Source organism: Aminobacter sp. UC22_36 (assembly GCF_044056035.1).
In the GTDB taxonomy this organism is placed as follows: Bacteria; Pseudomonadota; Alphaproteobacteria; order Rhizobiales; family Rhizobiaceae; genus Aminobacter.
In genome coordinates this window covers 237,318-250,563 of the sequence record NZ_CP171995.1, presented here as the reverse complement: position 1 = coordinate 250,563, position 13,246 = coordinate 237,318, and the positions used below count along the sequence as shown (strand labels likewise).

The following is a 13,246-nucleotide window of genomic DNA, read 5'->3' as shown; positions in this document are numbered from 1 at the left end:
GCCACGGTGGAAGTAGCAGCGGATGAGGTCAAACCCGAGATGCCGGCTGCGGCAGCGACACCAACGTCATTGCCGGTGTCGGGTGCTGCGCCAGATTGCGACGTGCTGGTGATCGGCGGCGGCCCGGGCGGTTATTCCGCTGCCTTCCGTGCCGCCGATCTCGGCCAGCGCGTGGTCCTTGTCGAACGCGACGCCACGCTTGGCGGTGTCTGCCTCAATGTCGGCTGCATTCCGTCCAAGGCGCTGCTGCATGTCGCGGCGATCAAGGAAGAGGCCGAACGTCTCGCCGACCACGGCGTCGCCTTCGACACGGCGACAGTCAATCTCGACAAGCTGCGCAGCTTCAAGGCTGGTGTCGTCGGCAAGCTCACCGACGGGCTGAAGGGAATGGCACGCCAACGCAAGGTCGAGGTTGTCAGGGGCACGGCGACGTTCGCCGATGCCAATGCGGTCGATGTCGAACTGTTCGACGGCACAAGCCGCAGGATCGTCTTCGCCAAGGCGATCGTCGCCGCCGGCTCGGTGCCGGTCAGGCTGCCTTTCCTGCCTGACGATCCGCGCATCGTCGATTCCACCGGCGCATTGGAGCTGCCTTTTATTCCCGAACGCATGCTGGTCATCGGCGGCGGCATCATCGGGCTCGAGATGGCCACCGTCTACAGCGCGCTCGGCGCGCGGGTCGACGTGGTCGAACAGCTCGACAGACTGCTGCCCGATGTCGATCGCGATGTGGTCGAGACCTGGCGAAAGCGCAATGCCCATCGTTTCGACGCCATCCTTCTGGGTGCGCGCGTCGATAGTGTCGTTGCTGAGGAAGATGCCCTTGTCGTGACGACGAGCGGTGAGGGCGCTGGCGTCAGGCGTTACGATCTGATCCTGCAATCGGCCGGCCGGCGGCCTTCCGCCGAGGCGCTGCAACTGGCTGCGGCCGGTGTGCCGGCCGATAGCAGGGGCTTCATCGAAGTCGATGCACAGATGCGCACGGGTGCTGCAAACATTTTTGCCGTCGGAGACGTTACCGGCAATCCGATGCTGGCGCACAAGGCGGTGCATCAGGGGCACGTCGCCGCTGAGGCGGCAACCGGGCTCAACAGCTTCATGGACGCAAAGGTGGTGCCGTCGGTCGCCTATACCGATCCCGAGATTGCCTGGGTGGGTGTGACCGAGGATGCCGCCAAGGCCAGCGGACGCAACGTCGAGGTCGCAAAATTCCCATGGGCAGCGTCGGGCCGGGCCATCGCCAACGGTGCCGATTATGGGCTGACCAAGCTGGTGTTCGACAAGGAGACGCATCGCATCATCGGCGGCGCCATCGTCGGCCCGGCTGCAGGCGACATGATCGGCGAGATCTGCCTGGCTATCGAGATGGGGGCCGATGCGGTCGATATCGGCAAGACCATCCACCCGCACCCGACGCTCGGCGAGACCATCGGCATGGCGGCAGAGGTCGCCGAAGGTGTCTGTACCGACCTGCCGCCGGCACGAAAACGGGGCTAGACAAATCGTTGCAACGCAGGGGATTTTCCGGGCGACTGTCTCGAATTTCGTGAATACTTCTTGCTATGCGTGACATATAACAGGGCACGTGCAGCGGAAGAACAGCCATGAGACGGTCCAGCCCAGACAATGACGACGATCAAGGATCATCGTCAACGGTAAAAAGCGTCGAGGTCGCGGTGCAGATTCTCGACGCGCTCGCCGATGCGCCGGGTCCGGTGCGCGTGACCGAGTTGGCGCGTTCCCTCGACATGACCAAGGCCAGGGTTTCCAGGCACCTGCAAACGCTGACCCGCCTCGGTCTTGTCGATCATGCCCGGGAAGGCGAGGGTTATGTCTTTGGCCGCAAGCTGTTCAAGTTCGGTCGGGCGGCCGTCTATCGCAGCAACGTCGTCGAAATCGCCCGTCCCTATCTCAGTGAACTGTGCGCGCAGACCGGGCATACAGCCTTGCTGACCACGCCGATCAAGGGCGGGGCGATGGTCGTGCATGCGGTGCCAAATCCGTTCGAACCCGGGATCATGGTGCAGCCCGGCATGGTGCTGAGCCTGCCAGGTTCGCCGGCAGCCAGGCTGTTCTACTATTTCGAAAACAAGAAGCCGATACCGCCACGGGTTGTCGAGAACCTGTCGAAATACGGGGTCGATTTCGAGACCGACACACGCGGCAATGGGCTAGGTGGCATCGCTGCGCCCATCTTCGAGGCCGACGGACAGGTCTGCGCGTCGCTGGGGGTCATCCTGTCGTCTTCGCTGCTCGTGCCCGAGCCGGATGTCCAGCTGCTGGCCACCGTCAGATCTGTGGCAAGCGAGATACAGAAGCGTTACGCCGAAGGCGTCAACCCGCCGCTAATGCCACAGCAATCAAGCTGACTCCAAGGTCTTTGCCGGCTCACAGGGGACCGTGAGCCGGTGGTTCAATCATGATTTGGGTATGGTGCGCGAACCGGCCTCGAGCTGGACCAGCGCCATGGCCTGATCGAAGACCACGCCGATTGGATCCTTGCCGGCTGCCACCGCATCGACCTGCTGGCGCAGGACGCGGCGCAGCATGCCGATGCCTTGATCGGTCGAGGTCAGGTTTTCTTCCGAGTGGAAGGTGATCGCCCCCTGACCCACCTGGGCCTCGTAATCTCCCGGCAGCTTCTGGTGCTCTTGCTCGGTCAGTTCGTGCCAGAGCTTGCCGGCATATTTCGAGCGGATTTTCGCCAGTGTGCCGACTTCGCTGACGCGGCCGACCGAATAGATGCGGAACGAGGTGTCGTCGATCGGCAGTACCCAGCCGAGCAGGCTGCAAGGCCCGTCGACGGTCGCCACCGGGCTAGCGACGGCGCGCACTGTCGGCACCACCGCCTCGGTGATGCGCTGATGTTCGCCGGCGTCTAAATCACGCAGCTGCAAGCTGCTGACCCCACGCGGCGTGTAATGGAAAGTCACGCGCGGCATCAGGCTCATCTTGGAGTTGAACTGATCGCCGCTGAACGAGCCGTGCAGGATCGGCACGTGGAATGGGTCGAGCACGTTTTCGTAGTGCTGGAGCCAGTTGCAATCGACGATGACCGGCCCGCCGCTGCCGATGCTGCTGTCATCGGTTTCCAGGAACTCGCCATCCTCAAGACCCTCAAGCACATCGTAGCTCGGCAGCACAGGCTTGCGGTCGAGTGGCCCCATATAGGCGAAGATCAGGCCATACTTCTCCTCGACAGGATAGTGCGGCTGGCGGACATGGCCGCGGGTCTTTGCGCCCATTTCCGGCTCGCACGGCTGTTCGAGGCAATTGCCCTCGGTGTCGAACAGCCAGCCATGGTAGCAGCAGCGAATGCCTGACTCCTCGACGCGGCCGTAATAGAGCGAGGCGCCGCGATGGGCGCAGCGCGGGTGCACCAGGCCGGGGCGGCCCTTGCCGTCGCGAAACAGGATGAGCTCTTCGCCCAACGCCTTGATCTTTCTCGGCGTGGCGGTTGCGTCTTCCGACAGGCCGACCGGGTGCCAATAGCGACGCAGCAATTCGCCCATCGGCGTTCCGCGTTCCACTTCGGTCAACTCGGCAAAATATGTCGGCTTGGGCAATGTGTAGGCCGATCCGTCTTTCGTCATTGTAGTCCCTCCCTAGCGGTCGAGCCGCAGCAGCGCGGTTTTTGCGCGTGAGCAGCAGATCATCATTGTGTTGCCGGCGGCGCGTTCGCCGTCGCTGAGGACTTTGTCGCGATGATCAGGCGTTCCCTCCAGAACGCGGGTTTCGCAGGTGCCGCAGACCCCATTGCGGCAGGACGAGGGCGCGTGAACCCCGGCCTGTTCGAGCGCGTCGAGGATGGTCTGGTCGGCGCCGACAACGACCGAGACGCCCGACTTGTTCAGGACGACGGTGAAGCCGCCATCGTCCGATGCCGGAACGGTTGGGGTGAAGGATTCGTAATGCACCGTCGAGGGATCGCGGGATTGGCTTGCGGCCAGAAACGCCTCCAGCATCGGCTGCGGTCCGCAACAATAAAAATGCGTGTCCGGGCCGGCCTGGCTGACAATCCCCGCAATGTCGAGCAGGCGATCATTCTCGCTGTCGACGTGCAGCTGGACATTTCCGCCGAGCGCTGTCAGCTCGGCGAGCAGGGCGCATTCGGTTCGCGTGCGCACCGCATAATGCAATTTCCAGTCGGCGCCGGTCCCCTGCAATTGCCGGGCCATGGCCAGCAACGGCGTGATGCCAATGCCGCCGGCGATCAGGACCGACGGGCTAGCCGTCTCGGCCAGTTGGAAGCTCGTCCGTGGCAGGGAAATCTTGATGCGGTCGCCTGGCCGGGCGCTTGCGTGAAGCCATAGCGAACCGCCGCGCGTCGCGCGGTCAAGCGCAACGGCGATGCGGTAATCGGCGTCGTTGCCACGGCTGATCAGCGAGTACTGTCGCACCAGCCCATCGGGCAGGTGGACATCGATGTGTGCGCCGGGCTCGAATGACGGCAGAGGCCCGCCATCGGCGGGCCGCAGATCGTAGGAAAGGACAGAGGGCGTTTCGTAGGACATCCGACGGACAATCACCTGGATTGTCGCGCCGGAATTCTCTTGGTGACCGTCGTTCATTGTCGCGGCCATCCCAAAGCCGTTTCAGTTGATGGCGTGGCCGCGCGTCCGCGGAGCAGGCCTAGGCGAGCGGTTCGCCGAGTGGGTTTGCCGGTGGTACGACCGGCGACGGCACGAAGGGGTGGATCAGTGCCCAGGGGCTCGGCATCTCGCTGACCGAGACAGCAATCAGGGCCGGGCCCTTGCTGTCTTTTGCCCGCACCAGGGCGTCGTGAAGCCCCGATGGCGAGTCCACTTTTTCGAAGGGCAGGCCGAAGGCGCTTGCCAGATGGGCGAAGTCGGGGTTGGCAAGTTCGACCGCGAAGGTGTCGCCGAAGGTGCGCTGCTGGATGCGGCGGACATTGCCGTAGTGTCCGTCGACGAAGACGACGACCGACATGTTGCAGCCGTCGCGCGCCAGCGTCGCCAGTTCCTGCATGCCCCAGCCGAAGCCGCCGTCGCCATTGAGCGAAACCACGCGTCGGTCGGGATTGCCATGCGCAGCACCGAGTGCGGTGTTGAAGCCGTAGCCCAGCGTGCCCTGGTAGCCTGGGGTGACGTAGGAGTTGGCGGCATGGACGGGGAAGGCGATGTTGGAGAAATAGCCGACCTGGGTCAGCTCGCTGACCAGGATGTCGTCCTTGGCCATGCTGGAGCGAATGGCCCTGACATAGTCGGTCTGCGGCTGGATGGCATCGGTCTGCGATGCCGACCAGGCCTTGACCTTGCCGATCTTGTCGGACGACGAGGCTCGTACTTCGGACGGCAGAGCCGCGAGCAGTGCCTCTGCGGCGGCAGTGGCGTCCGACAGCACCAGGCAGCCAGGCGTGCGGGGTGCTCCGGCGGCACCCGCATCGACATTGACATAGACGTATCTGGTGTCGCCGCTGGCATGGGTCGGCTTGGCGATGCCGTCGATGAACCGGGTTCCGACCGCAACGATGACGTCGGCATGCGGGAACACCGCGCGTCCGCCAAGCGATGTCAGGGCAAGCGGGTGGTTGTCATCAAGCAGACCGCGTGCGCCGTCAGTCATCACGACAGGCGCCTGCAGCCGTTCGGCGAGCGCCTGGATCGCCTTGCCGGCACCGGATGCGGCAGCGCCGCCGCCAAGCTGGATGACGGGGAACTTCGCCTGCGCCAAGATTGCGGCCGCTTCGTCGATGGTGTCGGGCTGCGGTTCGAGGCGATTGAATTCGGCGCACGGCAAGACTTTCGTCACGCCCTTGGCCTGCAGCACGTCAGGCGGCAATTCGATGGCGACCGGGCGCGGGTGGCCCGAGCGCAGCTGCACGAAGGCTTCGTGGACGAGCGCGGGCACGTCTTCGGGGCGATGCGCGATGCCGTGCCATTTGGTCAGCGACTTGAGGATGCCGCTCTGGTCGGGGATCTCGTGCAGCATGCCGTGCTTCTGACCGATCAGGGTCGAGGGGATCTGGCCGAGATGCAGAGCACGCGCGAGGAGCAGGCATAGGCGGTGGCGAGGCCGGAAAGCGCGTTGAGCACGCCGGGGCCGGGCACGACCATGAACACGCCTTCGCGGCCGGTGGTGCGGGCATAGCCGTCGGCCATGTAGGAGGTCGCCTGCTCGTGGCGGGGCATGATGTAGCGAATGCGGTCCGGGTGGCTGCGGATGGCGTCCACCGCCCAGTCGAGCTGAATACCGGGAATGCCGAAGATGTCGGTCACGCCTTCTTCCAGGAGCTGGGCGACCAACGCCTGTCCTCCGGTCATCTCCATAGGTTCGTAGTTCCCGTTCACGCCGCTTTTCTCCGGTTGGTTTCGATCGCAGGGCGGGCTCTGACCCGAGACCGTTTTGCCGGCCCAGGAGCGTCCCAGAACCCTGCGAATAGTCACATGAAATGCAAAGTCGTCTCATAATGCGTTACGTCGTCTCGCTAGTCAATGACAAAACAGGATGCTCGATCCAAGTTGGGACCCGCTCGGACCAGCTGTCGTGTAACGTCAGGAAAAATGCTAGAGGACGCGCGCCACAAGAGGTCGGCTTGGCACGTCCGAGTTGACCCTGTTCAAAATACGCGATAAAGTCTCATAATACGAGACAAACGAGGATGTTATGTTTTCCAATCTCTCCACGCCGACAGCCGATCCGCTGCTTGGGATGATGCAGCAGTTCCGCGACGATCCGAGCTCCGACAAGGTCGATCTCGGCATCGGCATCTACAAGGACGGGCAGGGCAATGCGCCGGTGCTGGCAACGGTCAAGCAGGCGGAAACCTTCCTGGTGGAGAACCAGAAGTCGAAGGCTTATGTCTCTTCGGCCGGCAATGAAGACTACAATCGCCTGACGCGGGAACTCATCTTTGGCGCCAACAGCGGCCTGCTCGCGCGGTCGCAGGCGATCCAGACGCCGGGCGGCACCGGCGCGCTGCGTGTCGCCGGCGATTTCGCCCAGAGCGTGAAGCCGGGCGCCAAGGTCTTCCTGCCGGATCCGACTTGGCCGAACCATCCTTCGCTGCTGGCCGCTGCCGGCCTCCAGGTGGTCCGCTACCCCTATTACGATGTCGCTTCAGGCAAGCTGCAGTTCGACCGGATGATCGAGGCGTTGCGCGCTGCGGGTCCCGGTGACCTGGTGTTGTTCCATGGCTGCTGCCACAATCCCGGCGGTGCCGATCCGAGCCTGGCGCAGTGGGCCGAAATCGCTGAGCTGCTCGCCTCGACCGGCGCCACCCCGCTGATCGACCTTGCCTATCTCGGCTTCGGCGATGGACTTGTCGAGGATGCCGCCGGCGTCCGGCTTCTGGCCGAGCGCGTCCCGGAAATGCTGATCGCCAGCTCCTATTCAAAGAACTTCGCGCTCTATCGAGAACGCGTCGGCGCGCTCACGCTGGTGGCCAAGGATGAAGCCACAGCCAGCCGTGCGCATGGCCACCTGTTGCCGGTCGTCCGTACCAACTATTCGATGCCACCGGATCACGGCGCTTCGGTCGTCGCCCACATTCTCGGCAATGCAGCGCTTCGCACGACCTGGGAAGGCGAAGTCGCCGAAATGCGCGGACGCATCAATGGCATGCGCGAAAAGCTGGTGGCGGCTCTTGCCGGCCGCACAACGCGCGACTTCGGTTTCCTCGGCGTGCAGCGCGGCATGTTCGCCATGCTCGGGATCACCCCTGCCGATGCCGAGCGGATGAAGGTCGAGCACCATGTCCACATCACCAGCTCGGGCCGCGTCAACGTGGCCGGCCTGACCGACAACAATGTCGGCCACGTCGCCAACGCCATCGTCGCCGTCTGCGGCTGAAGTCGTCGACGGCGGGCTCTGGTCCGCGTGAATGAAAGAAGGGCGGGCGTTCCATCGGAGCGCCGCCCTTTTTTCATGCCGAGCCAGATCAGGGACCGGCTTGCAGCCGTGTCCCTGATCTGGCCGCTTCAGATTTCGTAGGGCAGGCCGAGCTGGGCCTTGCGCAGCCGCTGCTGACCGATCTCGGTGTTTCCCCAGTGGTTCAGCGTCTGGTACTGCATCCGGGTCTGGAAGTTCGTCTGGCCGGGGAAGATGTGCAGGGCCTCGCACATCGAGCAGGCCCAGTGGACGGTCGGCCAGATCCGGCGCAGGCACATCTCCGAATAGCTGTCGAGCAGGGTGGTGTCGTTGGTCGTCAGCAGCCGGCGGATCGCTTCGGCCATGATGCGCGCATCACCAACCGCGAGGTTCAGCCCCTTGCCGCCACTCGGCGGAACGATATGTGCTGCGTCACCGGCAATCGCCAGCCGACCGTGGCGCATCTTCTCGCAGACATAGCCGCGCAGGCGCGCCACCGAGCGTTCGATGATCGGCCCGCGATTGAGCTGCGCTGCGGTACCGTCATCCATGCGGATGTCGAGTTCATCCCATATCTGCTGATCGCTCATTGCGTTGGGGTCGGCGTCGGGCTCGACCTGCAGATAGAGCCGGCCGACCGACGCGGAGCGAGCGGAGGCAACGGCCAGGCCGCGTGTCGAATGGGCAAAGCCGCGGCGGGCAGCGAGAGGTGCTGCCTCGGCCAGGATGCCGAGCCAGGCAAACGGGTATTCGGTCAGGAAGACATGTTCGTCCGAGCCTGGAATGTGCCTGCGGCTGACGCCATGATAACCGTCGCAACCGGCGATGAACTGGCATTCCAGCACGTTGTCTTCGCCATTATGGCGGTAGTGGATGCGCGGTGCGGTCTCGATATCGTCGAGGCTCGATACGTCGGCTTCGAAGACGATCGGCAGGCCATCAGCCTCGCGCTGAAGGATCAGGTCCTCGACGATCTTCTGCTGGCCGTAGGTGGTCAGGTGCCGCCCGGTGCCATCGTCGAGCGAGATGTCGGCCTTCTGCCTGTCCCAGCACAACTGCATCGAGCGCATCGGAATGCCCTCGCGATTGAGGCGTTCACCCATGCCGTAAGCCCGCAGCGTGTCGACGGTGCCCGATTCAAGAACGCCCGCCCGCACGCGCTCGAGCACATAGGCCCGCGTGCGTCGTTCCAGGATCACCGAGTCGATGCCGTTGAGCTGGAGGATACGCGCCACAAGCAGGCCGGCTGGCCCCGCGCCGATGATCCCGACCTGAGTTTTCATGAGTTCACCTATTGCTGCTGACGAAGTTGCGGCGCCGTTTATGGCGTCAGTACTCGAGGCCCTTGTCCTTCAGGCGCCCGCGCAAATTGAAGAGATCGAGGCTGAGAACGCCCTTGGCGAGTTCGCTGCGCTTGGCTTCCTCGTCAGCGATGCGACGCTCGGAAAGATGCGCAACGGTATCGGCCAGTTCGCGCGGGATGATCACGACGCCGTCGTCGTCGGCGACGACAACGTCGCCGGGATTGACCACTGCGCCGGCGCACGAGACCGGCACGTTGACCGAACCGATCGTTTCCTTGACCGTGCCTTGGGCACAGATCGCCGTCGACCACACCGGGAACTTCATCTGGGTCAGGTCGCGGATGTCGCGCACGCCCGCGTCGATGACAAGGCCAATGCCGCCGCGCGCCATGACCGAGGTGGCGAGCAGGTCGCCGAAATAGCCGGCGTCGGAAGGCGAAAACGGCGCGACCACGAGGATGTCGCCGGGCTTGATCAGCTCGATCGCCACATGGATCATCCAGTTGTCGCCGGGCGGCACCAGAACCGTGACCGCACTTCCTGATATGGCGGCACCCGGATAGATCGGCCGCATTTTCGAACTCATCAGGCCGGTCCGGCCAAGAGCCTCATGCGTGGTGGCGACGCCTGCCTTGGCCAGCCGGGCGATTGTCGCGCTATCGGCGCGCTCGATGTTGCGGACGACCTTGTTCATGACCGGCGCGTCTGCAGCGAGTGATAACGGTATTTCACGCGGGCAGCGCGTAGCGACATGCCCTCGGTGATGGCTTGCCGGATGGCATTCTCGGCGGCGGCGATCTCGTCGGCGAGGTTGAGGACCTGCTCGGCGCGCTCGCTCGGAATGACGACGACGCCGTCGGCATCGCCAACCAGAATGTCGCCCTGGCGAACCAGCGCGCCGCCGATCTCGACCGTGATGCCGGTCGCGTCGACCTGGACACGGTCCTTGCCGGTCTTCATCGAATAGCTGCGCGAATAGATCGGATAACCAAGCCTGAGGCAAAGATCGACATCGCGGCAGGCGCCGTCGATGACAGTGCCGGCGAGGCCCTTGTGGCTTGCCAGCTGGGTCATGATATCGCCCCAGACGGTGCAGTCCTCGCGGCCGCGATTGTCGAGCACGACCACCGTGCCCGCCGGCAGGTCGTCGATGAAGTCGCCGACATTGCCCGGCGCCAGCACATCGATGGGAACGTAGCGGACGGTGAAGGCGCGGCCGACAAGCCTGAACTTGTGGTCGCGCGGCTTGATGCCCCGGCAGACGCCTTCGATGCCGAGCCGGTCCATCGCGTCGGACAGGGTGGCGCAGTCGTGTTTGCCGGCGCGTTCTACAGCCTGGTCGGTCATTGCATTGCCTCGAGCATGTCTTCGTAATCGGCGCCGAGCACCTGCGAGACCGGCTTGCCGGACTTCAGGGCTTCGACCATCAGCTGCTCCTTGGCCGCGATGCGCTCGGCGGTCCGGATCACCTTTTCCGCCTTGTCGGCGGCAATGAACACCGCGCCCGAACCGTCCGAGATGACATAGTCGCCGGGCGCAATCGTCACCGTATCGATGGTGACGGGCGCGTTGGTTGCGATTTCGTGGACGCGGCCGCGCGCGGTGCGTACCGTGGTCGCACGCGCAAAGATCGGAAAGTCGAGCCCGTTGGCTTCATCGACGTCACGCAAGGGGCCATCGACGACGACGCCTTGTATGCCCGCAAGACGCGCCGCCTGGGTGAGCACGCCGCCCCAGCCGCCGGCATCGATGCCGGGATGGGAAACCACAATCACCGAGTTCGCGTCGCCGGCCTCGATGGCGTGGGCGCCGAGATGGACTTTTGGTGCGCCGGCCGGTGCCGGACCTGCAGCCAGCGTGACGGTGACGGCGCGTCCTGCCACAACGCCGCCGCCGGAACGTCGGGCGATGCCGGCGACCGCTCCAGTCATGCCAAGCGCGTCGAGCGCATCGGAAACCGAGCAGGCATCAAGCCGGCGCAGTCGCTGGATGAGGTCGGCGCTCATGGCTTGACGTCCCACCAGTACATGCCCTGCGCGGTGCCGGTTCCAGCCTCCGAGCGGTAGCAAGGCACATAGGCGACCTCGTGGAATTCGGTGTTCATCTTTTCCATGACGCCGGCCGTCGTGATCCAGCTCTTCATTTCCGAGGTGCCTGACTGCAATTCGGAAAGCGGGATGTTCTTGAGGAACTCGGCGTCCTTTTCGCGCATCGCCTTCATGAAGCGGGCATCCCAGTCTTCGTCGATGGTGAAATGGCTCATGCCGCCCGAGCCGAAGACGACGACACGCGCATCGCTTTTCCATGAGCGGATCGCGTCGCCGACGACCTGGCCGAACTTGTAGGAGCGCCGCGCTGTCGGCTGGTTCGGCGGGAAAAAGGTGTTCTGGTAGATCGGGACGTTGGGGATGACCTTGTCGCGCATCACCTGACGGTAGATGTGGCCGAAGGCATGGCTGATGCCGGTGGTGCGCGGATTGTGCGTCGGCAGCTTGGGCGACACGGTGATGTCGAACTCGTTCTCGACCAGATTGCCGATGATGTGCTTGGCGAGCTCCGGCACCGTGTCGTATTCGCGGTACTCTTCCGGCGCATGCCCGGCTTCACCTTCAGCCACGCCTGGCGGCATCAGTCGGCGGCCCTCTTCGGTTGCCGGATGATGGCGGATCTTGTCGCCATAATAGATCATGTAAGGCGGGCTCAGATCCTCGCCGTAGATCTCGTGCTGGTCGTTGCCGAAGATGACGGCGACATCGGCCTTCATGGCGTCGAAGGCGTCGGCCAGGCGCTCGCTGGCAGCGTGGCACTTTTCATAGTTGGCGGTCATCGCCTCCATGGTGCTTCGCGCTGCAAGATTCTCGTGCTTACGCAGCTCGCAGAGCTGGTCGAAAGAGTAGACGCCGCCGCGAAACGGGTGCTGCCGCGTCCGGTCCGACTGGACACGCAGCAGCCACTTGTCGGGCGTGGTGTGCAGTTGCGGCCCGTGAGCCGTGCAGATGAATCCGACTATTTTCGCCATAGGGTAGCCTCCATGTTTGCCAAGGCTGCGCTTCAGGTGACCTGGGTTGATCAGGCTTCGATGTTGAAAAGCCGTGCGGCATTGCCGCCCAGGATTGCCTTGCGTTCGTCATCTGAGATGAACGACAGACCGTTGATGTGTGGGATGATGGTGTCGAAGGTCTCGCCGGTTTCCGGATCGATGGACGAGCCGACGCCGGGCATTTCCGCGCCGTAGAGGCACTGCGAGGCGCCGACCACCTTGACCAGAAGTTCGATCGCTTCCCGCGAGTAGAGCACGGTGTCGAAATAGAGCTTCTGGAGCCGGTCGCGGAAACGCACGCCCGACGTCGACATGCCGTTGCGCGGCACCGTGGTCGCATCGAAGCGACCGAGCTGATAGGGGATCGCGCCGCCACCGTGGCTGACCAGGATCTTGAGCTCGGGGAAGTCTTCCAGCACCGTCGACTTGCACAGCCCGTAGACGGCGGTGGTCTCTTCATTGATGAAGTGCAGCGAGTAGGGCTCGCGTTCCGGCGCCCGTGAGCTCGCCGAATGGATGTGGCCGACGACGTCAAGCTCGCAGAGCTTCTCATAGAGCGGGTACCAGTAACGGTCGCCCATCGGCGGCGCCATGCGGCCGTTGTTTTCGAACGGATCGGGATTGATCAGGCAACCGCGAAAGCCGAACTCCTTGACGCAGCGTTCGAGCTCGGGCAGCGCTTCGGTGATCGGGCTGTCGCCCGTCTGTGGCAGGCCAGCGACGCCGTAGAAGCGCTCGGGATAGAGCGCGCATTCCTGGGCGATGATGTCGTTGGCGTATTCGACGTACCAGTGCACCAGCTTCTTGGGTTCTTCCGAATGCATCAGCTGGAACGGGCGCGGCGACAGCAACTGGATATCCACGCCGGCCTGGTCAAGACAGGCGAGATGGCCCATCGGCGCCATCTCGACGCGGTTGAACGCCTGTTCCAGCGCTTCGTTGGAAACCGGCGGCGCCTTGCGGCCATGCGCGCCGCGATGCGACAGGATGCTGGCCTTGTAGGCGGGAAGCTGATGCGGCACCGCCATGTGTGCGTGACAGTCGATGATCTTCATCGGACACTCCAGAATTC

13 protein-coding genes are annotated in these 13,246 nt (G+C 63.9%); 3 read left to right on the top strand and 10 right to left on the bottom strand.

Going from position 1 to position 13,246, the window contains the following annotated elements:
• Positions 1–39 precede the first annotated feature (39 nt).
• Entirely contained in the window at positions 40–1,497 is a 1,458-nt protein-coding gene (gene lpdA / locus ACHMW7_RS01160) for a dihydrolipoyl dehydrogenase (protein ID WP_395446710.1), read from the top strand.
• Between the two features lie 107 nt (positions 1,498–1,604).
• Complete coding sequence (locus ACHMW7_RS01155) at positions 1,605–2,369, top strand: IclR family transcriptional regulator (protein ID WP_395446615.1); 765 nt, start codon at positions 1,605–1,607, stop codon at positions 2,367–2,369.
• A 48-nt stretch (positions 2,370–2,417) separates the two neighbouring features.
• Here the strand turns inward: ACHMW7_RS01155 and ACHMW7_RS01150 are convergent, their stop codons facing one another.
• The 4 genes from ACHMW7_RS01150 to ACHMW7_RS01135 all read right to left on the bottom strand — a co-directional run bounded on the left by ACHMW7_RS01150 (position 2,418) and on the right by ACHMW7_RS01135 (position 6,311).
• Positions 2,418–3,593: a Rieske 2Fe-2S domain-containing protein gene (locus ACHMW7_RS01150; protein ID WP_395446614.1), complete on the bottom strand. Its 1,176-nt coding sequence runs from the start codon at positions 3,591–3,593 to the stop codon at positions 2,418–2,420.
• Between the two features lie 12 nt (positions 3,594–3,605).
• Positions 3,606–4,571: a PDR/VanB family oxidoreductase gene (locus ACHMW7_RS01145; protein ID WP_395446613.1), complete on the bottom strand. Its 966-nt coding sequence runs from the start codon at positions 4,569–4,571 to the stop codon at positions 3,606–3,608.
• Between the two features lie 61 nt (positions 4,572–4,632).
• Positions 4,633–5,952 carry a thiamine pyrophosphate-dependent enzyme gene (locus ACHMW7_RS01140; RefSeq protein ID WP_395446612.1) on the bottom strand — a complete coding sequence of 440 codons (1,320 nt, stop codon included), beginning with the start codon at positions 5,950–5,952 and terminating at the stop codon, positions 4,633–4,635.
• A 17-nt stretch (positions 5,953–5,969) separates the two neighbouring features.
• A complete protein-coding gene (locus ACHMW7_RS01135; RefSeq protein WP_395446611.1) occupies positions 5,970–6,311 on the bottom strand; it encodes a thiamine pyrophosphate-binding protein in 342 nt (113 codons plus the stop codon).
• Positions 6,312–6,627: 316 nt separating this feature from the next.
• Here ACHMW7_RS01135 and ACHMW7_RS01130 point away from each other — a divergent pair, with 316 nt between their 5' ends.
• Positions 6,628–7,812: an aromatic amino acid transaminase gene (locus ACHMW7_RS01130; protein WP_395446610.1), complete on the top strand. Its 1,185-nt coding sequence runs from the start codon at positions 6,628–6,630 to the stop codon at positions 7,810–7,812.
• A gap of 128 nt (positions 7,813–7,940) precedes the next feature.
• Here the strand turns inward: ACHMW7_RS01130 and ACHMW7_RS01125 are convergent, their stop codons facing one another.
• From ACHMW7_RS01125 to ACHMW7_RS01100, 6 genes are read right to left on the bottom strand one after another with little or no spacing between them, the layout of a single operon-like run.
• Positions 7,941–9,113 (bottom strand): 4-hydroxybenzoate 3-monooxygenase, encoded by a 1,173-nt coding sequence (locus ACHMW7_RS01125; protein WP_395446609.1) that lies wholly within the window; start codon positions 9,111–9,113, stop codon positions 7,941–7,943.
• Between the two features lie 46 nt (positions 9,114–9,159).
• Positions 9,160–9,828, bottom strand: a complete 669-nt coding sequence (locus ACHMW7_RS01120; RefSeq protein ID WP_395446608.1) for a 4-carboxy-4-hydroxy-2-oxoadipate aldolase/oxaloacetate decarboxylase — start codon at positions 9,826–9,828, stop codon at positions 9,160–9,162.
• Complete coding sequence (locus tag ACHMW7_RS01115; protein WP_395446607.1) at positions 9,825–10,481, bottom strand: RraA family protein; 657 nt, start codon at positions 10,479–10,481, stop codon at positions 9,825–9,827. The genes ACHMW7_RS01120 and ACHMW7_RS01115 overlap by 4 nt, the downstream gene beginning before the upstream one ends.
• Positions 10,478–11,140 carry an RraA family protein gene (locus tag ACHMW7_RS01110; RefSeq protein WP_395446606.1) on the bottom strand — a complete coding sequence of 221 codons (663 nt, stop codon included), beginning with the start codon at positions 11,138–11,140 and terminating at the stop codon, positions 10,478–10,480. The genes ACHMW7_RS01115 and ACHMW7_RS01110 overlap by 4 nt, the downstream gene beginning before the upstream one ends.
• Positions 11,137–12,153, bottom strand: coding sequence for a hypothetical protein (locus ACHMW7_RS01105; RefSeq protein ID WP_395446605.1), 1,017 nt, complete (start codon positions 12,151–12,153; stop codon positions 11,137–11,139). Before ACHMW7_RS01105 ends, ACHMW7_RS01110 begins: the two co-directional genes overlap by 4 nt.
• Before the next feature lie 50 nt (positions 12,154–12,203).
• Positions 12,204–13,229, bottom strand: a complete 1,026-nt coding sequence (locus tag ACHMW7_RS01100; RefSeq protein ID WP_395446604.1) for an amidohydrolase family protein — start codon at positions 13,227–13,229, stop codon at positions 12,204–12,206.
• Positions 13,230–13,246: the final 17 nt, after the last annotated feature.